The 25,550-nt window shown below is 54.3% G+C and carries 27 protein-coding genes; 14 read left to right on the top strand and 13 right to left on the bottom strand.

What is annotated here, in order from left to right:
- Positions 1–50: 50 nt before the first annotated feature.
- The 4 genes from clpX to bolA form a co-directional block, all read right to left on the bottom strand.
- Positions 51–1,325 carry an ATP-dependent protease ATP-binding subunit ClpX gene (clpX, locus tag GYRE_RS07560; protein WP_038254263.1) on the bottom strand — a complete coding sequence of 425 codons (1,275 nt, stop codon included), beginning with the start codon at positions 1,323–1,325 and terminating at the stop codon, positions 51–53.
- 106 nt (positions 1,326–1,431) lie between these two features.
- Positions 1,432–2,055 carry an ATP-dependent Clp endopeptidase proteolytic subunit ClpP gene (gene clpP / locus GYRE_RS07555; RefSeq protein WP_038254258.1) on the bottom strand — a complete coding sequence of 208 codons (624 nt, stop codon included), beginning with the start codon at positions 2,053–2,055 and terminating at the stop codon, positions 1,432–1,434.
- A 255-nt stretch (positions 2,056–2,310) separates the two neighbouring features.
- Entirely contained in the window at positions 2,311–3,609 is a 1,299-nt protein-coding gene (gene tig / locus GYRE_RS07550) for a trigger factor (protein WP_006818784.1), read from the bottom strand.
- Positions 3,610–3,937: 328 nt separating this feature from the next.
- The gene (bolA, locus tag GYRE_RS07545; RefSeq protein WP_006818783.1) at positions 3,938–4,255 is read right to left on the bottom strand and encodes a transcriptional regulator BolA; all 318 of its coding nucleotides are present in this window, start codon (positions 4,253–4,255) and stop codon (positions 3,938–3,940) included.
- Positions 4,256–4,566: 311 nt separating this feature from the next.
- Between bolA and GYRE_RS07540 the strand changes: the two genes are divergently transcribed.
- From GYRE_RS07540 to cyoE, 7 genes are all read left to right on the top strand, one after another.
- On the top strand, positions 4,567–5,145 hold the full coding sequence (locus GYRE_RS07540) for a lipoprotein (RefSeq protein ID WP_006818782.1): 579 nt from the start codon (positions 4,567–4,569) through the stop codon (positions 5,143–5,145).
- A 47-nt stretch (positions 5,146–5,192) separates the two neighbouring features.
- Positions 5,193–6,677: a muropeptide MFS transporter AmpG gene (gene ampG, locus GYRE_RS07535; RefSeq protein WP_006818781.1), complete on the top strand. Its 1,485-nt coding sequence runs from the start codon at positions 5,193–5,195 to the stop codon at positions 6,675–6,677.
- 453 nt (positions 6,678–7,130) lie between these two features.
- Positions 7,131–8,078 (top strand): cytochrome o ubiquinol oxidase subunit II, encoded by a 948-nt coding sequence (gene cyoA / locus GYRE_RS07530; RefSeq protein ID WP_006818780.1) that lies wholly within the window; start codon positions 7,131–7,133, stop codon positions 8,076–8,078.
- A 19-nt stretch (positions 8,079–8,097) separates the two neighbouring features.
- Positions 8,098–10,089: a cytochrome o ubiquinol oxidase subunit I gene (gene cyoB, locus GYRE_RS07525; RefSeq protein WP_038254255.1), complete on the top strand. Its 1,992-nt coding sequence runs from the start codon at positions 8,098–8,100 to the stop codon at positions 10,087–10,089.
- A complete protein-coding gene (locus GYRE_RS07520) occupies positions 10,079–10,693 on the top strand; it encodes a cytochrome o ubiquinol oxidase subunit III (RefSeq protein WP_038254252.1) in 615 nt (204 codons plus the stop codon). The genes cyoB and GYRE_RS07520 overlap by 11 nt, the downstream gene beginning before the upstream one ends.
- Positions 10,693–11,019, top strand: a complete 327-nt coding sequence (locus tag GYRE_RS07515) for a cytochrome o ubiquinol oxidase subunit IV (protein WP_006818777.1) — start codon at positions 10,693–10,695, stop codon at positions 11,017–11,019. The genes GYRE_RS07520 and GYRE_RS07515 overlap by 1 nt, the downstream gene beginning before the upstream one ends.
- An 11-nt stretch (positions 11,020–11,030) precedes the next feature.
- Positions 11,031–11,918 (top strand): heme o synthase, encoded by an 888-nt coding sequence (cyoE, locus tag GYRE_RS07510; protein ID WP_006818776.1) that lies wholly within the window; start codon positions 11,031–11,033, stop codon positions 11,916–11,918.
- Positions 11,919–11,972: 54 nt separating this feature from the next.
- Here cyoE and GYRE_RS07505 read toward each other — a convergent pair whose 3' ends face one another.
- Positions 11,973–12,641, bottom strand: coding sequence for a hypothetical protein (locus tag GYRE_RS07505; RefSeq protein WP_146751078.1), 669 nt, complete (start codon positions 12,639–12,641; stop codon positions 11,973–11,975).
- Between the two features lie 234 nt (positions 12,642–12,875).
- On the opposite strand from GYRE_RS07505, the gene GYRE_RS07500 reads away from it, so the two are divergent.
- Entirely contained in the window at positions 12,876–14,240 is a 1,365-nt protein-coding gene (locus GYRE_RS07500; RefSeq protein WP_038254246.1) for an MFS transporter, read from the top strand.
- A 27-nt stretch (positions 14,241–14,267) separates the two neighbouring features.
- Here GYRE_RS07500 and GYRE_RS07495 read toward each other — a convergent pair whose 3' ends face one another.
- Positions 14,268–14,759 carry a YajQ family cyclic di-GMP-binding protein gene (locus GYRE_RS07495; protein WP_006818773.1) on the bottom strand — a complete coding sequence of 164 codons (492 nt, stop codon included), beginning with the start codon at positions 14,757–14,759 and terminating at the stop codon, positions 14,268–14,270.
- Between the two features lie 144 nt (positions 14,760–14,903).
- Between GYRE_RS07495 and panE the strand changes: the two genes are divergently transcribed.
- Complete coding sequence (gene panE, locus GYRE_RS07490) at positions 14,904–15,818, top strand: 2-dehydropantoate 2-reductase (RefSeq protein ID WP_038254245.1); 915 nt, start codon at positions 14,904–14,906, stop codon at positions 15,816–15,818.
- Positions 15,778–16,368 carry a protein deglycase YajL gene (gene yajL / locus GYRE_RS07485; RefSeq protein ID WP_038254243.1) on the top strand — a complete coding sequence of 197 codons (591 nt, stop codon included), beginning with the start codon at positions 15,778–15,780 and terminating at the stop codon, positions 16,366–16,368. The genes panE and yajL overlap by 41 nt, the downstream gene beginning before the upstream one ends.
- A 70-nt stretch (positions 16,369–16,438) precedes the next feature.
- On the opposite strand, the gene GYRE_RS07480 is transcribed toward yajL, so the two are convergent.
- The 3 genes from GYRE_RS07480 to thiI form a co-directional block, all read right to left on the bottom strand.
- Complete coding sequence (locus GYRE_RS07480; RefSeq protein ID WP_038254241.1) at positions 16,439–16,867, bottom strand: type II toxin-antitoxin system HicB family antitoxin; 429 nt, start codon at positions 16,865–16,867, stop codon at positions 16,439–16,441.
- Positions 16,868–16,870: 3 nt separating this feature from the next.
- Positions 16,871–17,053 carry a type II toxin-antitoxin system HicA family toxin gene (locus GYRE_RS07475; RefSeq protein WP_038254240.1) on the bottom strand — a complete coding sequence of 61 codons (183 nt, stop codon included), beginning with the start codon at positions 17,051–17,053 and terminating at the stop codon, positions 16,871–16,873.
- Positions 17,054–17,282: 229 nt separating this feature from the next.
- Positions 17,283–18,734 carry a tRNA uracil 4-sulfurtransferase ThiI gene (thiI, locus tag GYRE_RS07470; RefSeq protein WP_038254238.1) on the bottom strand — a complete coding sequence of 484 codons (1,452 nt, stop codon included), beginning with the start codon at positions 18,732–18,734 and terminating at the stop codon, positions 17,283–17,285.
- A 196-nt stretch (positions 18,735–18,930) separates the two neighbouring features.
- On the opposite strand from thiI, the gene xseB reads away from it, so the two are divergent.
- From xseB to GYRE_RS07450, 4 genes are all read left to right on the top strand, one after another.
- Positions 18,931–19,173 (top strand): exodeoxyribonuclease VII small subunit, encoded by a 243-nt coding sequence (gene xseB / locus GYRE_RS07465; RefSeq protein ID WP_006818767.1) that lies wholly within the window; start codon positions 18,931–18,933, stop codon positions 19,171–19,173.
- The gene (ispA, locus tag GYRE_RS07460; RefSeq protein ID WP_006818766.1) at positions 19,173–20,072 is read left to right on the top strand and encodes a (2E,6E)-farnesyl diphosphate synthase; all 900 of its coding nucleotides are present in this window, start codon (positions 19,173–19,175) and stop codon (positions 20,070–20,072) included. Before xseB ends, ispA begins: the two co-directional genes overlap by 1 nt.
- A 25-nt stretch (positions 20,073–20,097) precedes the next feature.
- Complete coding sequence (dxs, locus tag GYRE_RS07455) at positions 20,098–21,960, top strand: 1-deoxy-D-xylulose-5-phosphate synthase (protein ID WP_038254237.1); 1,863 nt, start codon at positions 20,098–20,100, stop codon at positions 21,958–21,960.
- Between the two features lie 67 nt (positions 21,961–22,027).
- Complete coding sequence (locus GYRE_RS07450) at positions 22,028–23,002, top strand: aldo/keto reductase (RefSeq protein ID WP_038254234.1); 975 nt, start codon at positions 22,028–22,030, stop codon at positions 23,000–23,002.
- A 71-nt stretch (positions 23,003–23,073) separates the two neighbouring features.
- Here GYRE_RS07450 and pgpA read toward each other — a convergent pair whose 3' ends face one another.
- The 4 genes from pgpA to ribH all read right to left on the bottom strand — a co-directional run bounded on the left by pgpA (position 23,074) and on the right by ribH (position 25,528).
- Positions 23,074–23,586, bottom strand: a complete 513-nt coding sequence (gene pgpA / locus GYRE_RS07445) for a phosphatidylglycerophosphatase A (protein ID WP_038254232.1) — start codon at positions 23,584–23,586, stop codon at positions 23,074–23,076.
- Positions 23,567–24,544: a thiamine-phosphate kinase gene (gene thiL / locus GYRE_RS07440; RefSeq protein ID WP_038254230.1), complete on the bottom strand. Its 978-nt coding sequence runs from the start codon at positions 24,542–24,544 to the stop codon at positions 23,567–23,569. The genes pgpA and thiL overlap by 20 nt, the downstream gene beginning before the upstream one ends.
- A gap of 73 nt (positions 24,545–24,617) precedes the next feature.
- Positions 24,618–25,037 carry a transcription antitermination factor NusB gene (gene nusB / locus GYRE_RS07435; protein ID WP_006818761.1) on the bottom strand — a complete coding sequence of 140 codons (420 nt, stop codon included), beginning with the start codon at positions 25,035–25,037 and terminating at the stop codon, positions 24,618–24,620.
- A gap of 20 nt (positions 25,038–25,057) precedes the next feature.
- Positions 25,058–25,528, bottom strand: coding sequence for a 6,7-dimethyl-8-ribityllumazine synthase (gene ribH / locus GYRE_RS07430; protein WP_006818760.1), 471 nt, complete (start codon positions 25,526–25,528; stop codon positions 25,058–25,060).
- Between the last annotated feature and the right edge of the window lie 22 nt (positions 25,529–25,550).

Below are 25,550 nucleotides of genomic sequence, written 5' to 3'. Positions count from 1 at the left end.
GGGAGATAAAATCTCCCCTTTTGGCTTAACTGATTGAGTGATTTGGCTAATTATTCGCCAGATGCCTGCTGAGTTTCAGACTTACCGTAGATAAGCAGCGGTGCGGACTGACCGGCAATAACCGATTCGTCGATAACCACTTTTTCAACATCTTCCATCGACGGCAGATCGTACATGGTATCGAGCAGCGCCGCTTCAACGATAGAGCGCAGACCACGGGCACCGGTTTTGCGTGCCATCGCTTTACGCGCGATAGCGTCCAGCGCTTCGTCACGGAACTCCAGATCCACGCCTTCCAGGTTAAACAGCGCCTGATACTGCTTGGTCAGCGCGTTTTTCGGCTCTTTGAGGATCTGAATCAGCGCTTCTTCGCTGAGCTCGCTCAGGGTAGCTACCACCGGCAGACGACCGATGAACTCAGGGATCAGACCAAACTTGATCAAATCTTCTGGCTCAACCTGCGACAGCAGTTCACCTTCGTTAGCTTTTTCCGATTTCGCTTTCACCGTTGCGCCAAAACCAATGCCGGAGCCGGTTTCAACACGATTCGCGATCACTTTGTCGAGGCCTGCGAATGCCCCGCCACAGATGAACAGGATTTTCGAGGTATCAACCTGCAGGAACTCCTGCTGCGGATGCTTACGGCCACCCTGCGGCGGTACGGCTGCTACGGTGCCTTCGATAAGCTTCAGCAGTGCCTGCTGTACGCCTTCGCCGGAGACATCGCGGGTGATCGACGGGTTATCCGATTTACGGGAAATTTTGTCGATCTCATCGATGTACACAATGCCGCGCTGGGCTTTCTGTACGTCGTAGTCACATTTCTGCAGCAGCTTCTGGATGATGTTTTCGACATCTTCACCCACGTAACCTGCTTCGGTCAGCGTGGTGGCATCAGCCATAGTGAACGGGACATCCAGCAGGCGCGCCAGCGTTTCAGCCAGCAGAGTCTTACCGGAACCGGTCGGGCCAATCAGCAGAATGTTGCTCTTGCCCAGCTCAACACCATTGCTGGTATCGCCGTTGCGCAAGCGTTTGTAGTGGTTGTACACCGCCACTGCCAGCACTTTTTTCGCTGGTTCCTGACCGATAACATAATCGTCCAGGTGATGACGGATTTCATGCGGCGTCGGCAGAGCACTACGCTCACGATGCGGAGCCACTTCTTTAATCTCTTCGCGGATGATGTCGTTACATAAGTCGACACATTCGTCGCAGATATACACGGACGGACCGGCAATCAGCTTACGCACTTCATGCTGGCTTTTGCCGCAAAAAGAGCAGTACAACAGTTTGCCCGAGCCATCTTTGCGTTTATCTGTCATGAGTCCAAACCTCTTCTTAAGTTCTTTGTGCCGCACATGACGACGCAAATGCCAGTCTTAACGGAGTACCGCCTTCTACAGTATAGCGGCACTCCACACCCTGACATTATTTACGATGGGTCAAAATGGAGTCGACCAGGCCGTACTCAACCGCTTCGCCTGCGGACAGGAAACGATCGCGTTCAGTGTCGTTCTCAATCTGTTCAAGGGATTGACCCGTATGATGCGCCATAAGTTCATTCATGCGCGCTTTAACCTTCAGGATCTCTTTGGCGTGGATTTCAATATCCGTCGCCTGGCCCTGATAGCCGCCCAGCGGCTGGTGAATCATCACGCGGGAGTTAGGCAGACAGAAACGTTTGCCCTTCGCGCCCGCCGTCAGCAGGAATGCGCCCATAGACGCGGCCTGCCCCATACAAATGGTGCTGACGTCTGGTTTGATGAACTGCATGGTGTCGTAGATGGACATCCCTGCGGTGATCACGCCACCAGGTGAGTTGATGTAAAGATAAATGTCTTTTTCCGGGTTTTCCGCTTCCAGAAACAGCATTTGCGCCACAATCAGGTTCGCCATGTGGTCTTCCACCTGGCCGGTCAGAAAAATAACGCGTTCCTTAAGCAGACGGGAGTAGATATCAAAAGAACGTTCACCACGTGAGGTCTGTTCGATGACCATCGGCACCAGAGCCATGTGGGGTGCAAAGTTATCTCGTTCGCCACTGTATGACATTTCCGTCTCCTGGATAAAATTTGAAAAAACCTGCTGCACTGATTGTAACCCTACCGACAGAATATCAGCCAGTCACATGTTGTCGTATTGCTGGTTATGGGTACGACACTTGCATGTTTCAAGCATAACAACCTTTTTCTGAACTGTAACCTTTCTGTGATGGATGAGAAACGTGCAACATCCCTCAGCGCCATAAAAAAACCCGTCACCAGAGGCGACGGGTTTTTCACATAACCGGCTAACCGTTAAGCGGAATTACGCCTGCTGGTTCATCAGCTCGTTAAAGGTAGTGGCTTTATCAGTCACTTTCGCTTTTTCCAGAACGGTTTCAACAGCTTGTTCTTCCAGAGCGACGTTACGCATGTTGTCCATCAGCTCTTTGTTTTTGCTGTAGAACTCGATAACTTCTGACGGATCTTCGTAGGCAGAAGCCATTTCTTCGATCAGACCCTTCACACGCTCTTCGTCAGCTTTCAGCTCGTGGGTACGGATAACTTCACCCAGCAGCAGACCAACAACAACGCGACGTTTAGCCTGCTCTTCGAACAGTTCACGCGGCAGTTCCAGAGCCTGTTTCTCGTTGCCACCGAAACGCTGTGCAGCCTGGCGACGCAGAACGTCGATTTCGCTGTCGATCAGGGCAGACGGGATGTCGATGTTGTTGGCGTTAACCAGACCTTCGATAGCCTGAGACTTGATGCGGTTACGCACGGCGCCTTTCAGCTCGCGTTCCATGTTCTTACGAACTTCGGTACGCAGCCCAGCAACGGAACCGTCTTCTACGCCAAAGCGCTTGATGAAGTCAGCGGTGAATTCCGGCAGTTCGCGCTCTTCAACTTTCTTCAGGTTGATAACGAACTTCGCTGCTTTACCTTTCAGGTTTTCAGCGTGGTATTCTTCCGGGAAGGTTACTTCGATGGTGAACTCTTCGCCTGCTTTACGACCTTTGATACCGTCTTCGAAGCCCGGGATCATGCGGCCCTGGCCCATAGCCAGTACGAAATCAGTCGCTTTACCGCCTTCGAATTCTTCACCGTCTACAGAACCGATGAAGTCGATGGTGACACGGTCTTCAGCGTCAACAGCGCCTTCTTTGTCTTTCCAGGTCGCCTGCTGCTTACGCAGGGTGTCCAGCATGCCGTCAACGTCGGTGTCGGTCACTTCAACAACCGGTTTTTCAACTTCGATAGTTTCCAGGCCTTTCAGCTCAACTTCCGGATACACTTCGAATTCTACCGCGTAGGTGAAGTCTTCACCCAGCTTGTATTCGCCCGGAACGTAGTTCGGAGCGCCAGCCGGATTGATTTTTTCTTTGATGATCGCGTCGATAAAGTTGCGGCTCATCAGGTCACCCAGCACGTCCTGGCGAACAGAAGCGCCATAACGCTGAGCAACAACAGTCATCGGTACTTTACCCTTACGGAAGCCGTCAATGCGTACTTTTTTCGCAACGTTGACCAGCTCGCTTTTTACAGCAGTTTCGATGCTGTCAGCAGGGATAGTAATCGTTACACGGCGGCCAAGGCCCTGAGTGGTTTCAACTGAAACTTGCATCTTGTTACCTCAAAAAAATCACAGTGCTCGGTCAACTCTGAATCAGACTGCGCATTACCGGGAGAGAACTCAATCGCCATCCCTGTCGCCAGAATCATCCCGAAGACGTTCCATAAAATAAGACGCCGCATTATAGCGGCATCACTTGGGGGAGTCGAGGACGGTGGTCGCCTGTTGCTGCGGCTTTTTTCACAAATTCAAGCGATGATTCGTTCAAAAATCACGCCACACGTTCAAAACTCAGGAAAAACAAAACGGCCAGACGGCCGTTTTCTCATATTCTGTACGCAACATACTGGAAAAGTTCCGTACGTTGCAATGCGTTTTGCTAGGCGATACTACCAGCTCCGCGGCAAGGAGGCGACGCGAAGACGGTATCCTGCAGGTTTTCCCACTCCTTTACGGTGTAGGTATGCAGCGCCAGCGCGTGCACCGTGGTAGAGAGTTCTGCCGTCAGGGTGCCGTAGATCATACGATGCCGATTGAGGAAACGTTCGCCGGTAAAACGATCGCTGACCAGAACCACTTTAAAATGGCTTTCTGAGCCGGCAGGTACGTTATGCCGATAACTTTCGTCTACCACCTCCAGGAATACGGGTGCAAATTCGGTTCTTAATTTCTCTTCGATTTGTTCACGTATCATCATGACATTACTCCTCCGACAACGCTGAGATGCCGCCTTTACTTTTAAATGTTAGCCGCTTTTACCGCTTCCATTACATCAAGACAACAAATATTTAGCTTTCGTCCTATATTCTCAGCCAAACGGGTGAAGTTAACTGGTTTGCTCCTCCTTTTGGCGGCTAAAAAGCCCGACCGCACGCCGTAAGGTCAGAAAACGCACAACACGATGAAATTACATGCGTTGCCCACTTCCCCTCATCGATGGCGATGTTATGATGGCGGGAAATTTTCTAAACCACATCACCACCACCACCCAAGCGTTGAGAGCCTGACATGTTGAAAAAAATCCTCTTTCCGTTGGTAGCCCTGTTTATGCTGGCCGGATGCGCCACACCGCCTACCACGATTGACGTCAATCCTAAAATTGCCCTGCCGCAGCAGGATCCGAGCCTGATGGGCGTAACCGTCAGCATTAACGGCGCCGATCAGCGCAAAGACCAGGCGCTGGCGAAAGTCACCCGCAACGACCAGCTGGTCACCCTGACCGCCTCCCGTGACCTGCGTTTCCTGCTGCAGGAAGTCCTTGAGAAGCAGATGACCGCGCGCGGTTATATGATTGGCCCAAGCGGTGCGGTGGATCTGCAGATCATCGTTAACCAGCTGTATGCTGACGTTTCTCAGGGTAACGTTCGCTATAACATCGCGACCAAAGCCGATGTCGCTATCATCGCTACCGCGAAGAATGGCAACAAGATGACCAAGAACTACCGTGCGAGCTATACGGTTGAAGGTGCTTTCACCGCAACCAACCAAAATATCGCTAACGCCGTTAACAGCGTGCTGACTGACACCATCGCCGATATGGCGCAGGACACCAGCATTCACGACTTCATTAAGCAAAACGCCCGTTAATCGCGGCAGTCTGACCCGGCGCCCTGCCGGGTCAGCGTTCAGGACTCATGGCCAATCACTACTTACGTATTTTTCAGCAACCTAAATCAGCCATTCTGCTGATCTTAGGCTTTGCCTCCGGGCTGCCGCTGGCGCTCACCTCCGGCACGCTACAGGCGTGGATGACGGTCGAGAATATCGATCTCAAAACCATCGGCTTCTTCTCTCTTGTTGGCCAGGCTTACGTCTTTAAGTTCCTCTGGTCGCCGGTAATGGACCGCTATACGCCACCGTTCCTTGGTCGTCGTCGCGGCTGGCTGGTCACCACGCAAATTCTCCTGTTAATTGCCATTGCGGCCATGGGTTTCCTCGAACCCGGCACTCAGCTGCGCTGGATGGCGGCGCTGGCGGTGGTGATTGCGTTTTGCTCCGCCTCGCAGGATATCGTGTTTGATGCCTGGAAGACCGACGTGCTGCCAGCCGAAGAGCGTGGTACCGGTGCGGCAATCAGCGTACTGGGCTATCGCCTGGGGATGCTGGTTTCCGGTGGTCTGGCGCTGTGGATGGCCGATAAATGGCTGGGCTGGCAAGGAATGTACTGGCTAATGGCGGCGCTGCTGGTGCCGTGTATCATTGCCACGCTGCTCGCGCCGGAGCCAAGCGATGTTGTCCCGGTACCGAGAACCCTCGAGCAGGCGGTGGTTGCACCGCTGCGTGATTTCTTTGGCCGCAACAACGCCTGGCTAATTCTGCTGCTTATTGTTCTTTATAAGCTTGGCGATGCGTTTGCCATGAGTCTGACCACCACTTTTCTTATCCGCGGCGTCGGCTTTGATGCCGGTGAAGTCGGGATGGTGAATAAAACCCTCGGTCTTATCGCGACGATTATTGGTGCCCTGTATGGTGGGGTGCTGATGCAGCGCCTGAGCCTGTTCCGTGCGCTGCTGATTTTCGGCATTCTGCAGGGGGTATCTAACGCCGGTTATTGGCTACTTTCCATCACCGACAAGCACCTGATGTCGATGGCGGTGGCGGTGTTCTTCGAAAACCTGTGCGGCGGGATGGGCACCGCGGCGTTTGTGGCGCTGCTGATGACCCTGTGTAACAAATCCTTCTCGGCAACGCAGTTTGCGCTGCTGTCGGCGCTCTCCGCCGTAGGACGCGTATACGTAGGGCCCATTGCCGGCTGGTTTGTGGAAGCCCACGGCTGGCCAACGTTCTATCTGTTCTCCGTATTTGCCGCCGTACCGGGCATTCTGCTGCTGCTTATCTGCCGTAAGACGCTGGAATATACCCAGCAGACCGAAAGCTTCATGATGCGTCGTCACTTCAGCGGTGCTTATCAGTTTGCGCTATATCTGCTGCTGCTCGGCTGTCTGCTGCTGGCGCTGTGGCTTATCATGCTGGCGCTGAACGCCATCGACTACACCAGTTTCTCGTTCCTCGCGGGGCTGCTGGAAGTCGCGGCTCTGATCGCCATCGCTGGCGTTCTGCTGGGGGCCATACTGGATTATCTGGCGCTACGCCGGACAGAAGAGCATAAGCTTGCCTGAAGCATGGTGACCGTTGTAGTTGCCAGAGGTAATTATAACGGTCATTTGCTATTTATTTTTTACTTGTTAATTTGTGCGCTTTAGATTCTGGAAATTACTGGCAACTTTAACTGCCTTTTATTTCTTTAACCGATTCAGCTGATGAATAATTATTTTTTTGTTCTTTTCGTGTCTTTTTATTGATAACTTTTTGTTAATTATTTGTGTATTTTTGGTGATGGTTATACCAATTATCCTCCTACCCCTTCGTTTACTCCTTCATTCGTTATAACGCCCGTGCGGCGCGGCTTTTGTCTGAAATTTATACATATATAGCAACATATGTGACATGCACGGCAGAACATGGCAACACATAACTGACAGTACTCCAATGATGTTTACAGTAATGTAACCTTCCCGTAAAATGCCCCCACACTTTAAACGCCACCAGATCCCGTGGAATTGAGGTCGTTAATGAGACTCAGGAAATACAATAAAAGTTTGGGATGGTTGTCATTAATCGCAGGCACTGTGTTACTCAGTGGCTGTGATTCTGCGCTACTTGACCCCAAAGGACAGATTGGACTGGAGCAACGCTCACTGATACTGACGGCCTTCGGCCTGATGATGATTGTCGTTATTCCCGCCATCTTGATGGCAGTTGGTTTCGCCTGGAAGTACCGTGCGAGCAATAAAGATGCGAAGTACAGCCCTAACTGGTCACACTCCAATAAAGTGGAAGCTGTGGTCTGGACAGTGCCTATCCTTATCATCCTGTTCCTTGCCGTTCTGACATGGAAAACCACACACGCACTTGAGCCAAGCAAACCGCTGGCGCACGAAGAAAAACCAGTTACCATCGAAGTTATTTCTATGGACTGGAAATGGTTCTTCATCTATCCGGAGCAGGGTATTGCCACGGTCAACGAAATTGCCTTCCCGGCAAACGTTCCGGTGCAGTTCAAAGTCTCCTCCAACTCAGTGATGAACTCGTTCTTCATTCCGCGTCTGGGTAGCCAGATTTACGCGATGGCCGGTATGCAGACTAACCTGCATCTGATTGCCAACGAACCAGGCACCTACGACGGTATCTCCGCCAGCTACAGTGGCCCGGGCTTCTCTGGTATGAAGTTCAAAGCCATTGCCACGCCAGACAGAGCTACTTTCGACCAGTGGGTCGCAAAAGTGAAGCAGTCTCAGAGCACCATGAATGATATGGACGCTTACGAGAAACTGGCGGCACCTAGCGAATACAACAAGGTGGAATATTTCTCCAGCGTGAAACCAGACCTGTTTGTTGAGGTACTCAACAAGTTCATGAGTCACGGTCACATGAACATGGCACCGGCTGCTGAAGGTGAGCACAGCTCACATGAAGCGATGGAAGGCATGGACATGAGCCACGCGGAAACCGCTCACTAAGGGGCCGAGGAAGAAAACGATGTTCGGAAAATTGACACTGGATGCAGTGCCCTACCATGAACCCATTATCATGGTTACGGTGGCTGCGATTATCATCGGGGGTCTGGCGGTTCTCGCCGCGATCACTTACTTCGGTAAGTGGTCTTACCTCTGGAATGAGTGGCTGACGTCTGTCGACCACAAAAAACTTGGCGTGATGTACGTCATCGTCGCCATCGTCATGCTGCTGCGTGGCTTTGCCGATGCGGTCATGATGCGTAGCCAGCAAGCGCTGGCATCTGCAGGTGAAGCGGGCTTCCTGCCGCCTCACCACTACGACCAGATCTTTACCGCGCACGGCGTGATTATGATCTTCTTCGTAGCGATGCCATTCGTTATCGGTCTGATGAACCTGGTGGTTCCGCTGCAGATCGGTGCTCGCGACGTTGCGTTCCCGTTCCTGAACAACCTGAGCTTCTGGTTCACGGTTGTCGGCGTGATTCTGGTGAACCTGTCACTGGGTGTGGGCGAATTCGCACAGACCGGTTGGCTGGCTTACCCGCCGCTCTCGGGGATTGAGTACAGTCCGGGTGTTGGGGTCGATTACTGGATTTGGGCGTTGCAGCTCTCCGGTATCGGTACAACGCTGACGGGTATTAACTTCTTCGTGACCATCATCAAAATGCGCGCACCGGGCATGACCATGTTCAAGATGCCAGTGTTCTCCTGGGCATCGCTGTGCGCCAACATTCTGATTATCGCGTCCTTCCCGATCCTGACCGTCACCATCGCGCTGCTGACCCTCGACCGTTACATTGGTACCCATTTCTTCACCAATGACATGGGCGGCAACATGATGATGTACATCAACCTGATCTGGGCCTGGGGCCATCCGGAAGTGTATATCCTGGTTCTGCCTGTCTTCGGGGTCTTCTCTGAAGTGGCGGCAACCTTCTCGCGTAAACGTCTGTTTGGTTACACCTCTCTGGTGTGGGCAACCGTCTGTATTACCGTTCTGTCGTTCATCGTTTGGCTGCACCACTTCTTCACCATGGGTGCGGGCGCGAACGTAAACGCCTTCTTCGGTATTGCTACGATGATCATCGCAATCCCAACCGGGGTTAAGATCTTCAACTGGCTGTTCACCATGTACCAGGGCCGTATCGTGTTCCACTCAGCGATGCTGTGGACCATCGGCTTCATCGTCACCTTCTCCGTAGGTGGGATGACCGGCGTACTGCTGGCCGTACCGGGTGCTGACTTCGTACTGCACAACAGCCTGTTCCTGATTGCTCACTTCCACAACGTTATCATCGGTGGTGTGGTATTCGGTTGCTTCGCAGGTATGACCTACTGGTGGCCGAAGGCGTTTGGCTTCACCCTCAACGAAACCTGGGGTAAGCGCGCGTTCTGGTTCTGGATCATCGGCTTCTTCGTGGCATTTATGCCGCTGTACGTGCTGGGCTTCATGGGTATGACCCGTCGCCTGAGCCAGCAGATTGACCCGCAGTTCCACTCAATGCTTATCATCGCAGCTTGCGGTGCAGCACTGATTGCTCTGGGTATCCTGTGCCAGCTGATTCAGATCTTCGTTTCTATTCGCGACCGCGAGCAGAACCGTGACCTGACCGGTGACCCATGGGGTGGCCGTACGCTGGAGTGGGCAACCTCTTCTCCTGCGCCGTTCTACAACTTTGCCCACGTGCCGCACGTTCATGAGCGTGATGCATTCTGGGAAATGAAAGAAAAAGGCGAAGCGTATAAGAAACCTGCGGGTTACGAAGAGATCCACATGCCGAGAAACAGCGGCGCGGGTATCGTCATTGCCGCTTTCGCAACCATCTTCGGTTTTGCCATGATCTGGCATATCTGGTGGATGGCGATCGCCAGCTTCGCCGGCATCATCATCACCTGGATTGTGAAAAGCTTCGACGAGGACGTGGATTACTACGTACCGGTTGCGGAAATCGAAAAACTGGAAAACCAGCATTTCGATGAAATCACTAAAGCAGGGCTGAAAAATGGCAACTGATACTCTGACGAACGCGCACGCCCACGCGCACGAACATGGGCACCATGATTCAGGGCCGACCAAGATTTTCGGCTTCTGGATCTACCTGATGAGCGACTGTATTCTGTTCTCGATCCTGTTCGCGACCTATGCCGTTCTGGTGAACGGCACTGCAGGTGGCCCAACAGGTAAAGACATTTTCGAACTGCCGTTCGTCCTGGTTGAAACCGCACTGCTGCTGTTCAGCTCGATCACTTATGGCATGGCGGCTATCGCTATGTATAAGAACAACAAGAGCCAGGTTATCTCCTGGCTGGCGTTGACCTGGCTGTTCGGTGCCGGATTTATCGGGATGGAAATCTATGAATTCCATCACCTGATCGTTGAAGGCATGGGCCCGGATCGCAGCGGCTTCCTGTCAGCGTTCTTCGCGCTGGTAGGTACCCACGGTCTGCACGTGACTTCCGGTCTTATCTGGATGGCAGTGCTGATGTTCCAGGTGGCTCGTCGCGGCCTGACCAGCACTAACCGCACCCGTATCATGTGCCTGAGCCTGTTCTGGCACTTCCTGGACGTGGTGTGGATCTGTGTGTTCTCTGTAGTTTATCTGATGGGGGCGATGTAATGAGTCATGCAACCGATCACGGCGCTTCCCACGGTAGCGTAAAAACCTACATGACAGGTTTTATCCTGTCGATCATCCTGACGGTTATCCCGTTCTGGATGGTGATGAACGGTACAGCTTCCCATGGTGTTATCCTGGGTACTATTCTGGTATCAGCTGTTGTACAGATCCTGGTTCATCTGGTTTGCTTCCTGCATATGAACAGCAAGTCTGACGAAGGCTGGAACTTAACAGCCTTTGTGTTCACGATCCTTATCATCGCCATTGTGGTGATAGGTTCAATCTGGATTATGTGGAACCTCAACTACAACATGATGGTTCGATAAGAGCGGCGCGTATGTTTAAGCAATACCTGCAAGTCACAAAGCCTGGCATCATCTTTGGCAACCTGATCTCCGTGATCGGCGGTTTCCTGCTGGCCTCTAAAGGCCACATCGATTACCCGCTGTTCGTCTGGACGCTGGTCGGGGTGTCTCTGGTGGTCGCATCTGGCTGCGTATTCAACAACTACATCGACCGTGATATCGACAGGAAGATGGAAAGGACCAAGAATCGGGTGCTGGTAAAAGGCCTGATCTCTCCCAAGGTCTCGCTGGTGTACGCCACCTTGCTGGGTATTGCTGGCTTCATGCTGCTGTGGTTTGGCGCCAATCCCCTGGCCTGCTGGCTGGGGGTGATGGGGTTCGTGGTTTATGTCGGCGTTTACAGCCTGTACATGAAGCGCCACTCCGTCTATGGCACGCTGATTGGCTCTCTCTCCGGCGCTGCGCCGCCGGTGATTGGCTACTGCGCGGTGACTAACGAGTTCGACAGCGGTGCGCTGATTCTGCTGGCTATTTTCAGCCTCTGGCAGATGCCGCACTCCTATGCCATTGCGATTTTCCGCTTCAAGGATTATCAGGCAGCGAACATTCCGGTTCTGCCGGTCGTGAAAGGCATCTCCGTTGCCAAAAACCACATCACGCTCTACATCATCGCCTTCGCTATTGCGACGCTGATGCTCTCGCTTGGCGGTTACGCCGGATACAAATATCTGGTGGTGGCTGCTGCGGTGAGCGTCTGGTGGCTTGGCATGGCGCTGCGTGGTTATAAAGTCGAAGATGACAGAGTCTGGGCGCGTAAGCTGTTCGTCTTTTCCATCGTCGCTATCACCTCGCTTTCCGTGATGATGTCCGTCGATTTCATGGTTCCGGATTCACACAGCCTGCTGACTTACGTCTGGTAAGTTTTTCAGTGCACAAAAAACCGGGTTGATACCCGGTTTTTTTATGCCTGCCGTTCAGGGTGAGACTTTTACTGCGCTGGCGTTGAACGCTCCGGTACCGCGCGAACCGTTCACGCTTTCCAGTACACCCTTTTTCACCGTACCGTTCGGGTTCAGTGTCACAAACAGCGTGTTGATTTTCCCTGACGCTGTCCCTGCAAATTCCCCGACGATGGGCACAAAGCTGATAGCATCCTTTGTGAGACCATCCCAGACGTACATCATCACCTTGTTACCATCGTCATCAAAGACGTAGCTGTGCGGCTTACCATATTTTGCCTCTACGGTAGCCTCAACGGTGGTCCCTGGAATAAGGAACTGGTTAATTTTCTCCTGAGACGCGGTAATCAGCCACTCGGCAGTGCCACCCGGGTGGAATGCAACATGCTTTTGCACAACACCGTTATCGACCAGCGCCACCAGCCCCGTCGTCGTCGGCCCGCTGGTTGGTGTATTTGCCCAAGTGGAGCGCCACAGGTAGTTGAGTTTGCCTTTTTCCGTTGGCGTTATCGCCTTCTGCTCACCAAATTTTGTTTTCAGCTCGGCAAGTGAGGTTTGGCCATCAATAATACTGCTCTGGGTCTGTAACACCGACGCCTCACTCAGTGCCGGCGGTTTCGGCATTAAAACACAGCCAGAAAGTGTCAGCGCCAGAACGCTTATCACCATCCCTTTTCTCAACATATTTATGCCCTTTCGTTCAGAATGACCGAATAAAAAGCTGAATAATCACAACACCTTGTTTTTATTGAGGGATTAATTTCCCTTAAATACGTTACCCGGTTTACCGCAGGGCGTTAACCCCCTATATTTCACGGTTTTCCCCGCCCCTCTTCGGCAATATCTGTTAAACAAAGAGTTATTTACCCCCACCGAGGGGCGAACTACACTATGCCCTGCATTTAAAAAGAGGTGGTAATGAACGATTACAAAATGACACCGGGTGAATTGCGCGCGACCTGGGGTTTAGGGACCGTATTTTCTCTGCGCATGCTCGGCATGTTTATGGTCCTGCCAGTTCTGACCACATATGGCATGGCGCTGCAGGGTGCCAGCGAAGCGCTTATCGGGTTAGCCATTGGTATTTATGGCCTTGCTCAGGCCGTTTTTCAGATCCCTTTCGGGCTTATTTCTGACCGTATTGGTCGCAAACCGCTTATCATCGGCGGGTTGGCTATTTTCGTGGCGGGTAGCGTTATTGCTGCCCTCTCTGATTCTATCTGGGGCATTATTCTTGGCCGGGCGCTGCAGGGTTCAGGGGCGATTGCCGCCGCGGTGATGGCGCTGCTCTCCGACCTCACCCGTGAGCAGAACCGTACCAAAGCGATGGCGTTTATTGGCGTCAGCTTCGGTGTGACCTTCGCTATCGCCATGGTGCTGGGGCCCATCATTACGCATAAACTCGGGCTGCACGCGCTGTTCTGGATGATTGCGGGCCTGGCCACGCTCGGCATTGCTCTGACTCTGTGGGTAGTTCCCAACAGCCAGAATCACGTGCTAAACCGTGAATCCGGGATGGTGAAAGGTTGTTTCAGCAAAGTGCTGATGGAGCCGAGACTCCTTAAGCTCAACCTTGGGATTATGTTCCTGCATATTCTGCTGATGTCGACGTTTGTCGCGCTGCCAGGGCAGCTTGAGGCCGCAGGATTCCCGGCACCGGAGCACTGGAAAATCTATCTGGTCACCATGCTGGTGTCGTTTGTCTCCGTTGTGCCATTTATCATTTATGCCGAGGTCAAACGCCGCATGAAGCGGGTGTTCCTGACCTGCATCGCGATTCTGCTGATTGCGGAGATTGTGCTGTGGGGGTCGGGCGCTTACTTCTGGGAACTGGTGGCGGGCGTTCAGCTGTTCTTCCTCGCCTTTAACCTAATGGAAGCGCTGCTGCCGTCGCTTATCAGTAAAGAGGCGCCGGCCGGTTACAAAGGTACCGCGATGGGTATCTACTCCACCAGCCAGTTCCTTGGGGTGGCCATTGGTGGCTCACTCGGCGGCTGGCTGGACGGTTTCTTCGATTCGCAAACGGTGTTCCTCGCCGGCGCGTTAATCGCCACGGTCTGGCTGCTGGTTGCCACTACCATGAGTGAACCCCCGTACGTCAGTAGCCTGCGGGTTGAAATTCCTGATGGGGTTGAAGCCGATGACGCGCTGCAGGCGCGGCTGCTGGCGACGCCTGGGGTAAGCCAGGCACTGGTCGTTGCCGGCGAACGAACCGTCTACGTTAAGATTGACAGTAAAGTGACCAACAGATTTGAGGTCGAACAGGCGCTAAGTGCAGCATAAAAAAAGCGGGATAATCCCGCTTTTTTATTAGTCGCGAAAGTTTTTAAACTGGAACGGTTGCCCCAGATTACCGCCGCGAACCAGCGCCATGACAGACTGCAAGTCGTCACGGGATTTCCCGGTAACGCGAATCTCTTCGCCCTGAATCTGTGCCTGCACCTTCAGTTTGCTGTCTTTAATCAGCTTAACAATTTTCTTCTGCACGCTGCTTTCAATGCCGGTTTTGAGCTTCGCTTCAACGAACCAGGTTTTGCCGCTGTGGACAAACTCTTCCGGCACTTCGATGGAGTTCCCTTCAATGCCGCGCTTGAGCAGCTTCGCACGCAGAATATCCAAGAGCTGGTTGACCTGGAAATCAGATTCACTCAGCACCTTGATGCTCTCGTTTTTCTCGTTCAGCTCGATGGTGGCCTCAACGCCACGGAAATCAAAGCGTGATTCCACTTCCCGGGCCGCGTTATCCACTGCGTTTTTCGCTTCCTGAAGATCAACTTCAGAGACAATATCGAAAGATGGCATGTTTTACTCTCCCTCTCTTTTTGATGCGATGCATAATACCTGCAACCTGAGATAACACAACCTGTTATACCGATGATGTCAGGATGTGGGACAAGGCTATAATACAGAGGTTAACACCTGTCGGACGGCAGGTGAGGAGGAAAAATGAAGATTACCGTACTCGGATGCGGTGCCCTGGGGCAGCTCTGGCTGACGGCGTTACAGCGTAGAGGGCATGAACTTCAGGGATGGCTTCGCGTTCCTCAACCCTGGTGCAGTGTCAATGTACAGGATATCGACGGCAGCGTAAGCAATGCGCTGCTGACGGCGAATGACCCGGAGTTTCTGGCCACCAGCGACCTGCTGCTGGTCACCCTCAAGGCCTGGCAGGTTTCAACGGCCGTTAAGAATCTCGCCCGGGAGCTGCCCGCCAGTAGCCCAATTGTGCTCATTCACAACGGAATGGGAACGCTGGATGAGCTAAAGAACCTCGAACAGCCGCTCCTGGTGGGGCTCACCACCCAGGCGGCGCGCCGCGACGGCAACCTGATAATCCATGTGGCAAATGGCACCACTCATCTGGGGCCTGCCAATGAAAAGGCGCAGCAGCACAGCGAACTCGCCGATATTCTGCATGCGGCGTTACCTGATGTCGCCTGGCATAACGATCTCGGTACCGCCAGCTGGAAGAAGCTCGCGGTAAACTGCGTGATAAACCCGCTTACCGCCCTGTATGATTGCCCGAATGGCGATCTGGTGAAGTACCCCGATGAAGTGGCGTTGGTCTGTGCTGAAGTGGCGGCGGTCATGCAGCGCGAAGGGCATCATGCCACCGCGGAAGACCTGCTTTTTTATGTCTGGCAGATTATTGAAAGCACGGCGGGAAACATCTCGTCAATGCTGCAGGATATCCGCGCCCAGCGCCACACCGAGGCCGATTACATCACCGGCTATCTGTTAAGACGCGCGCGGGCCCACGGTATCAGCGTGCCGGAAAACGCCAGATTGTATGAACTGATTAAACGCAAGGAGAATGAATATGAGCGCGTCAGCACTGGTGTGCCTCGCCCCTGGGAGTGAAGAAACCGAAGCGGTGACCACTATCGATCTGCTGGTTCGCGCCGGGATTGCTGTCACAACCGCAAGCGTCGCCAGCGATGGCGCCCTGGCGGTGACCTGTTCGCGCGGGGTGAAACTGCTTGCCGATGCACCGCTGGTGCAGGTGGCAGACGGCGACTACGATGTCATTGTCCTGCCGGGTGGTCTTAAAGGCGCGGAAGTTTTTCGCGACAGCCCGTTGCTGGTAGAAACCGTGCGCCAGTTCCATCTCTCCGGGCGTATTGTTGCCGCGATCTGCGCGGTGCCGGGAACCGTGCTTATTCCCCATGAAATATTTCCGATCGGCAACATGACCGGCTACCCGGGCCTTAAGGAGACGATCCCGGAAGAACACTGGCAGGATAAGCGCGTGGTCTGGGATCCACGGGTCAACCTCGTCACCAGCCAGGGGCCGGGTACATCGATTGATTTTGCCCTGAAGATTATCGCTCTGCTGGTCGGCCGTGAAAAAGCCCACGAGGTGGCATCACAGCTGGTGATCGCGGCCGGGATCTATAACTACTACGAGTAAGCGTGAAGGCCTGATGCCCTCTTCTCTCTCAGCCGCCGGGAGAGAGAAAGCGTCGACTCGTCGGATGATATTAAGCACCCGGTATTGCCGTCATTTCCAGACGCCAGCCAAGCACCTGCAGCGCGTTGGCAATGGTATCAATCCGGGTGGCATGTCCCAGCCTGACAAGACGCGTGACCTCCTGAGGACGTGTTCCCAGCTTTCTTGCAAGCTCTGCCTGTGTGATGCCGCTACGCAGCATCGCGTTTAGCAGCAACACCTTTGCCGTCACGCTGGCGGGCAGCTCAATATAATCATCACCTGCATGTAATGGTTCTGGCAGTGGAATCAAGCGTTCATCCTCGAAGTAAAACTCCAGCGCCGTGACCAGCGCATCTGCCGCCATCATTTTCGCCTCCTCCAGAGTATCTCCCCCGGTCAACGCCTCCGGAATATCGGGAAATGAGGCGAACCATCCACCTTCGAGGTCGTCTTTTTCGATAACGAGTTTATATTGCATCCGTTATTCCTCACGTATGTCCAACTGACGAATAATTGCGTGGCGTAGCTTTGAATTCAGCTCTTTGCCGGGATGGCGGGGCATAACCGTTTGCCGCCCATTGAGATATACCTTCAGATGATTAGCACCATCAACAAATGTTGCCCCTTGTCGGGCAAGCCAGCGCTGAAACTCCCTTTGCTTCATCCGTGCGTCCTTAGTATAAACTTTTTTGTTTATAAAAAACTCTACCGTGAGGCTGGATAGCGTTATATCGCTCACAAAAAATGGCGCAACAAAGCAGCAAGGATTTTACGAGGACGATTCAGGAAAAGATGAAGGGAGATGGAGTTAGACACTGGGGTATGGAGAAGGCCTGATGCCCACACCCCAGCCCTCTCACAGAGAGAGGGCGGGTAAGCACCGCTCGACGGTTTTATTCCGGGCGGTACACTTTTACGTTGGTGAAGCCCTGCTCGCGCAGATACAGCGCCTGCAGACGGCTCATCACACCACGTTCGCACCACAGTAACCAGGTTTTGCTCTTATCGAGGTCACCGAATTTGGTGCTGAGTTTGTAGAACGGCAGAGAGACCACGTCTACGCCCTCAACCTTCAGCGGTTTGTCGTCCTGTTCGTCGATGGAACGAATATCCAGGATCACGTCATTTGGGCCAAAACCGCTGACGGTTTCTACTTCCACGACGTCCTGCGAGGCCTGCTGCGCGATATCACGGATATCAACGTTAGAGGCTTCCGCCACGACTTTATCCAGGATGCTGAAGTCAAAGTTGGCTTCTTCCGCCTCAATTTTTGCTTTCACCGCTTTCACGGTCGGGCTCTTCGAGATAACGCCGCAGTATTCCGGCATGGTGCGGGCAAAGTCTTCGGTACCAATCTCACGCGCCAGATCGATAATGTGCTCTTTGTCGTGAGAAATCAGCGGACGCAGGATCAGCGTATCGGAGACGTTATCGATAAGGCGCAGGTTGGTCAGCGTCTGGCTGGACACCTGCCCCAGCGCTTCACCGGTCACCAGCGCCTGTACGCCGTAGCGTTCTGCTACCTGAGAGGCGGCACGTACCATCATACGCTTGAGCACGACGCCCATCTGACCGTCGTCAACTTTCTCTAAGATCTCGCCCACGACCGGCTCGAAGTTGATAGCCACAAAGCGAACGCGATGCGAACTGCCAAAACGGTTCCACAGGTAGTGCGCAACCTGACGGACGCCAATTTCGTGCGCGGCACCGCCCAGATTGAAGAAGCAATAGTGCACACGGCAGCCACGACGCATCAGCATGTAGCTGGAAACGCCCGAGTCAAAGCCGCCGGAAATCAGTGACAGCACGTCTTCCTGCGTACCGATCGGGAAACCGCCAATACCTTCGTAGCGACCTTTCACCAGCAGCAGACGGTCGTTTTCAATTTCCAGGTTCACCGTCACATCCGGGTTGGTCAGCTTAACGCGCGCTGACTCGATGTTCTGGTTGAGGCCGCCGCCCACGTAGCGTTCGACTTCGATGGAGGTGAACTCATGCTTACCGCGACGCTTCACGCGCACGCAGAAGGTTTTGTTGTCGAGCTTGTCACGCCAGTCTTCCAGGGTTTTCTCGAAGATATCGTGCATCGAGGTGAACGGTACGTCTTCCACTTCGAGAATATGGTGAATGCCCGGAATACGCGTCAGAGCATCACGAATAATCGGCCCCTGACTCTCTTCTTTTGCGCGGACTTCAATATGGTCCCAGTGACGGACGACGGCGAGCGTCTCGGAGTACTGCTTCAGAACGTTACGAATGTTTCCGGTCAGCATCTTAATAAAGCGCAAACGCACAGATTGGCTTTTGATAGTGATTTCCGGGAACAATTTAATGATAAACTTCATGGCGGTAATGGTTCGTTGGCAAACTCTGGGTTTGCGTGACAAGAAAAGTACAGCAGTCCACATCTGCGGCTGCATCCAGGCGCGGGAGTATATCATCTTCGCTACCAACCTGCGCGTTACCATTTTGCGTTATTTGCTTCGCCGCCTGACTTCGTTACCATAGGCGGGTCGCGACACCATATGAGCCACATTCACTATGCCAAAGAAAAATGAAGCCCCGGCCAGCTTTGAGACTGCGCTGCATGAGCTTGAACAAATTGTCTCCCGACTGGAGACCGGCTCCCTTCCGCTGGAAGAGGCACTGAATGAATTTGAACGCGGCGTGCAGCTGGCACGCCAGGGGCAGAGTAAACTGCAGCAGGCCGAGCAGCGTGTACAAATCCTGCTGGCCGACAGCGAAGATGCCCCGCTGACTCCTTTCGCTCCGGACGCTGAGTAATGGATTTCTCGCAACAGCTTAACACCTGCGTCGTTCGTGCGAATGATGCCCTGCGCCGCTTTATCGAGCCGCAGCCATTTCAGAACACTCCACTGGTGGAGGCGATGCACTACGGCGCACTATTGGGCGGTAAACGTCTGCGCCCGTTCCTGGTGTACGCCACCGGTGGCATGTTCGGTATCAGCCTGAATACGCTGGATGCGCCCGCCGCCGCCGTAGAATGCATTCATGCCTACTCGCTGATGCACGACGATCTTCCGGCGATGGACGACGACGATTTACGCCGTGGCCAGCCAACCTGTCATATTCGTTTTGGCGAGGCCAACGCAATTCTGGCCGGTGATGCGCTACAAACGCTCGCGTTTTCTATACTGAGTGATGCCCCGATGCCGGAAGTCTCGGTAAGCGATCGTCTGGCGATGGTTTCCGAACTGGCACAGGCAAGCGGTGTCGCCGGGATGTGCGGCGGTCAGGCACTCGATCTGGAAGCCGAAGGCAAGCAGGTTGACCTTGAGTCGCTCGAGCGCATCCATCGCCACAAAACCGGGGCACTGATCCGCGCCGCGGTACGCCTGGGGGCGCTGAGCGCGGGTGAAAAAGGCCGCGCGGCCCTGCCGGTGCTGGATAAGTACGCCGAGAGTATTGGCCTGGCGTTCCAGGTTCAGGATGACATTCTTGATGTGGTGGGGGATACTGCGACCCTTGGGAAACGCCAGGGCGCCGATCAGCAGCTTGGCAAAAGTACCTACCCTGCCTTACTGGGCCTTGAGCAAGCCCGGATGAAAGCCCGTGACCTTATCGAAGATGCCCGCCGGTCGTTGAACGAACTGGCCGCACAGTCTCTGGATACCACGGCACTGGAAGCGCTAGCGAACTATATAATCCAGCGTGATAAATAATTGATAACCCCACGATGAGTCTCTGATGAGTTTTGATATTGCCAAATACCCGACGCTGGCGCTGGTAGATTCCACTCAGGAATTGCGTCTGCTGCCAAAAGAGAGTCTACCGAAACTGTGCGACGAGCTGCGTCGCTACCTGCTCGACAGCGTCAGTCGATCGAGCGGGCATTTCGCCTCCGGGCTTGGCACGGTGGAACTCACCGTGGCGCTGCACTACGTCTACAACACACCGTTTGATAAACTTATCTGGGACGTTGGCCATCAGGCCTATCCGCATAAAATTCTGACCGGCCGTCGCGACCGCATTGGCACCATTCGCCAGAAAGGTGGGCTTCACCCGTTCCCGTGGCGTGGTGAAAGCGAGTACGACGTGCTGAGCGTAGGCCACTCCTCGACCTCCATCTCCGCCGGAAGCGGTGTGGCCATTGCCGCCGCACGCGAAGGCAAGCAGCGCCGCACCGTCTGCGTCATTGGCGATGGCGCTATCACCGCCGGAATGGCGTTCGAAGCGATGAACCATGCGGGTGATATCAAACCGGACATGCTGGTTATCCTCAACGATAACGAGATGTCGATTTCCGAGAACGTCGGAGCGCTCAACAATCACCTGGCGCAGCTGTTGTCCGGTAAGCTCTATTCCTCTTTGCGTGAAGGCGGCAAAAAAGTCTTCTCCGGCGTACCGCCGATTAAAGAGCTGCTCAAACGTACCGAAGAACACATCAAAGGCATGGTGGTGCCGGGTACGCTGTTCGAAGAGCTGGGCTTTAACTACATCGGCCCGGTTGACGGCCACGACGTGCTGGGACTCGTTACCACGCTTAAAAACATGCGTGATCTGAAAGGCCCGCAGTTCCTGCACATCATGACCAAGAAAGGGCGTGGGTATGAGCCTGCGGAAAAAGACCCGATCACCTTCCACGCGGTGCCGAAATTCGATCACACCAGCGGCGTGCTGCCAAAAAGCAGCGGCGGTCTGCCGAGCTATTCGAAGATTTTTGGCGACTGGCTGTGCGAAACCGCAGCGAAAGACGACAAACTAATGGCTGTTACTCCGGCGATGCGTGAAGGCTCCGGAATGGTGGAGTTTTCGCGCAAATACCCTGAACAGTATTTTGATGTTGCCATTGCCGAGCAGCACGCGGTCACTTTCGCCGCAGGCCTCGCCATTGGTGGTAAGAAACCGATCGTTGCTATCTACTCCACCTTCCTGCAGCGCGCCTACGATCAGGTTATTCACGACGTGGCTATCCAGAAGCTGCCGGTCCTGTTTGCTATCGATCGCGCAGGCATCGTCGGTGCCGACGGGCAGACGCACCAGGGCGCGTTTGACCTCTCCTTCCTGCGCTGCATTCCGGATATCGTTATCATGACGCCAAGCGATGAAAACGAGTGCCGCCAGATGCTCCACACCGGCTATCACTACAACGAGGGTCCAAGCGCCGTGCGCTACCCGCGCGGTTGCGGTACCGGAGCTGAACTGAAGCCGCTGGAAAAACTGCCGCTCGGCAAAGGTGTCGTCAAACGCGAAGGCGAGAAGCTCGCGATCCTCAACTTCGGCACACTGCTGGAAGAGGCCGCAGCGGTTGCAGAAAAACTGAATGCGACGCTTGTCGATATGCGCTTTGTGAAGCCGCTCGACGAACAGCTGATCCTCGACATGGCAGCACGTCATGAGGTTCTGGTGACGCTCGAAGAAAACGCCATCATGGGTGGTGCGGGCAGCGGCGTGAACGAAGTCCTGATGGCACACCGCAAGCCGGTACCGGTGCTGAACCTCGGCCTGCCGGATTTCTTCATCCCTCAGGGAACTCAGGAAGAGGCCCGCGCCGATCTGGGCCTTAACGCCTCCGGTATTGAAGCCAGCATCAACGCCTGGCTGGCGTAACCCTCCCCCACTTTTCGCTCCTGCTATGCTTTAACCATACGTTTTAGCCATCAGCAGGAGCGAAACCATGCAATATCATCCCTTAGGAAAAACGGACCTTCGCGTCTCGCGGCTGTGTCTCGGCTGCATGACGTTTGGTGAGCCCGACCGGGGCAATCACGCCTGGACTCTGCCGGAAGAGAGCAGCCGTCCGATAATTCAGCACGCCCTTGAAGGCGGAATTAACTTCTTCGACACCGCCAACAGTTACTCCGACGGCAGCAGTGAAGAAATAGTCGGACGTGCGCTACGTGACTTTGCCCGCCGTGATGATGTGGTAGTTGCCACCAAAGTCTATTTCCCCTCCGGCGACCTGACGGAAGGCTTATCCCGCGCCCAGATTATGCGTTCCATCGACGACAGCCTGCGTCGTCTGGGCATGGAGTATGTCGATCTACTGCAGATCCACCGCTGGGATTACAACACCCCCATTGAGGAGACTCTTGAGGCGCTGAATGACGTCGTGAAGGCGGGAAAAGCGCGCTATATCGGCGCATCGTCGATGCACGCGTCTCAGTTTGCACAGGCCCTCGAACTGCAGGCACAGCACGGCTGGGCACGGTTTATCACCATGCAGGACCACTACAATCTGATTTACCGGGAAGAAGAACGCGACATGCTCCCCCTGTGCGCCAGAGAGGGCGTGGCGGTGATCCCGTGGAGCCCGCTGGCACGAGGACGTCTCACCCGTCCGTGGGGAGAAACTACCGCACGACTGGTGTCTGACACCGTCGGGAAAGATCTCTACGACAACACCGAAGCCAGCGATGCCAAAATCGCCGAGCGCCTGGCCGCCATTGCCGAAGATTTAGGCGCAACGCGTGCCCAGGTGGCACTGGCCTGGCTTTTGAGTAAGCCGGGTGTGACGGCACCGGTCATCGGTACCTCGAGGGAAGAGCAGCTGGATGAGTTGCTGAATGCCGTTGATATTACGCTTAAACCTGAACAAATTGCCGAGCTGGAAACACCGTACCAGCCGCACCCGGTGGTGGGTTTTAAATAGCAGATTAGCCATCGTACAGCCCCTCTTCCAAAGGGAGAGGGGCTGAAATTGAATTACGATGTAGGGGGGGGTTAAATCAGCCCCAGCGGCCAGTGATGACCTATCAGATAGAGGATGCCGGCAGAGATCACCCCGGCAACGATATCGTCGACCATGATCCCCATACCGCCGTGCACGTTGCGATCGAACCAGCGGATCGGCCATGGCTTCCACATATCGAAGATCCGGAAGATGACAAAGCCTGCGGCCACCCACTGCCAGTCGTTGGTGGGTATCGCCATCAGCGTTATCCACATACCGACAAACTCGTCCCAGACGATACTGCCGTGATCGTGAACGCCCATATCTTTTGCCGTACGATGGCAAAGATAAACCCCGATACAGATACCCAGCATCACCAGCAGCGAGTAGAGCTGCCATGGCAGAAACGTCATCAGATACCAGAACGGGATAGCCGCGAGCGACCCCATGGTTCCTGGAACGATTGGGCTTAAACCGCTGCCAAACCCGGTCGCCAGCAGGTGCCACGGGTTACGCAGGTTCAGGCGGCTTTTGGCAATATCTTTAGTCCACGTCAAAGTGATCGTATCCCTTCATATCTAACGTAACGCGCTGACCGTCACGCATAAAGTGCATGCCTTCAGCGTCACCGGTAATCTGGCCGATGCAGGTCACCGGTACACCAAAGTGCCCCACCGCAACATCAAGCGCCCCACGATTAAGCTCCGGTACGGTAAAGCACAGTTCATAATCTTCACCGCCGCTGAGCGTCCAGCGTAGCGCCTGATCCGGCTCTACCTGACGCAGCACCGCGTCAGAAAACGGCAAATCGTCGAGAACGATATTCGCCCCGCAGCCGCTGGCTTTAAGAATATGGCCGAGATCTGAAATCAATCCGTCAGAGAGATCGATAGCCGAGCTTGCCAGATGACGCAGCGCCTGACCGTGCAGTACTCGCGGCGTCGGACGCAGGTGACGCTCCAGCAAATACGCTTTGTCATCGGCCTGCGTTACCGTAAGACGGTCTTGCAGGATAGCGAGCCCGGCCGCGCTATCACCTGGCGTTCCGGTGACGTAAATCCAGTCTCCCGGTTTTGCACCATCGCGCTTCAGCGCACGCCCGAGCGGCACATAGCCGTGAATGCCAAGCGTCATCGACAGCGGCCCACGGGTGGTATCGCCGCCAATCAGCTGCATATCGTAATAGTTTAGCTGCTCGAAGAGGCTATCGCTGAAAGCGGAAAGCCAGGCTTCATCGACACCCGGCAACGTTAACGCCAGCGTCAGCCACGCGGGCTCAGCGCCCATCGCCGCCAGATCGCTAAGATTCACGGCCAGCGCTTTATACGCCAGGTCAGCGGGTGAGATATCTGGGAGAAAATGAATGCCCGACACCAGGGTGTCGGTGCTGATTGCCAGCGTCTGCTTTTCAGGAACGTTCAGCAGTGCGCAATCGTCGCCAATGCCGGTTTCAACATCCATACGGGACGTTCTTACACGGTCAAAATAACGGGCTATCAGGGAGAACTCGCCGCATGCCATAGTTCAGGCCTCAGCAGTAGAAAAAATAAGGCCGGGCTAGCGAGCGATACCCGCTATCAACCCGGCCTGCAGATTACTTTTTGCGGGGACGGATGGCCGGAGCTGCTTTATCCAGCACACCGTTAACGAACTTGTGACTGTCTTCAGCACCGAAGGTTTTCGCCAGTTCGATAGCTTCGTTGATGGCCACTTTGTACGGCACATCGTCACGTTTGGACAGTTCGAACAGCGCGATACGCAGAACCGCTTTCTCCACCTGGCCCAGCTCTTCGAGCAGACGGGACAGGTACGGCTTCATCAGGCCGTCGAGATACGCGCTGTTAGTCGCCACTCCGGTCAGCAGTTCACGGAAGTACAAGACGTCTACATCTTTCACGTCCTGTTCCGCCAGGAACTGGTATTCAACATCAGCGATGTCGTTTTTGGATAACTGCCAGGAGTAAAGCGCCTGGACGGCACACTCACGGGCGCGGCGACGAGCAGCAGGTTTCACGGAATTCCCCTTACAAAAAATCAGGCCTTGATGGCTTTCAATACATTGATCATTTCAATTGCGGTCAGTGCAGCTTCTGCACCTTTGTTACCGGCTTTGGTGCCAGCACGCTCGATGGCTTGTTCAATGCTTTCAGTGGTCAGAACACCGAAAGCAACCGGGATCTCGCAATCCTGAGCGACGTGCGCCAGGCCATTGCTTGCACCACCGGCTACATATTCGAAGTGCGCCGTGCCGCCACGGATAACGGTACCGAGCGCAATCACCGCGTCGTACTTACCGGTTTTCGCCAGAGCGCCGGCTGCCAGCGGCAGTTCGTACGCGCCAGGTACCCAGACCACGGTAATGTTTTCATCTTTGACCTGGCCAATGCGCTTCAGGGCGTCAACGGCACCTTCCAGCAGGCTGTCGTTGATGAAGTTGTTGAAACGCGCGATGGTGATGGCGACGCGGGCGTCCGGAGTAGCAACGTTTGCTTCGATAATGTTCATACTTTTCCTTTACGGGTTCATT

Origin of the sequence: Yokenella regensburgei ATCC 49455, assembly GCF_000735455.1 — a bacterium.
Taxonomy (GTDB): Bacteria; Pseudomonadota; Gammaproteobacteria; order Enterobacterales; family Enterobacteriaceae; genus Yokenella; species Yokenella regensburgei.
This window is presented reverse-complemented; position numbering and strand designations above follow the sequence as displayed.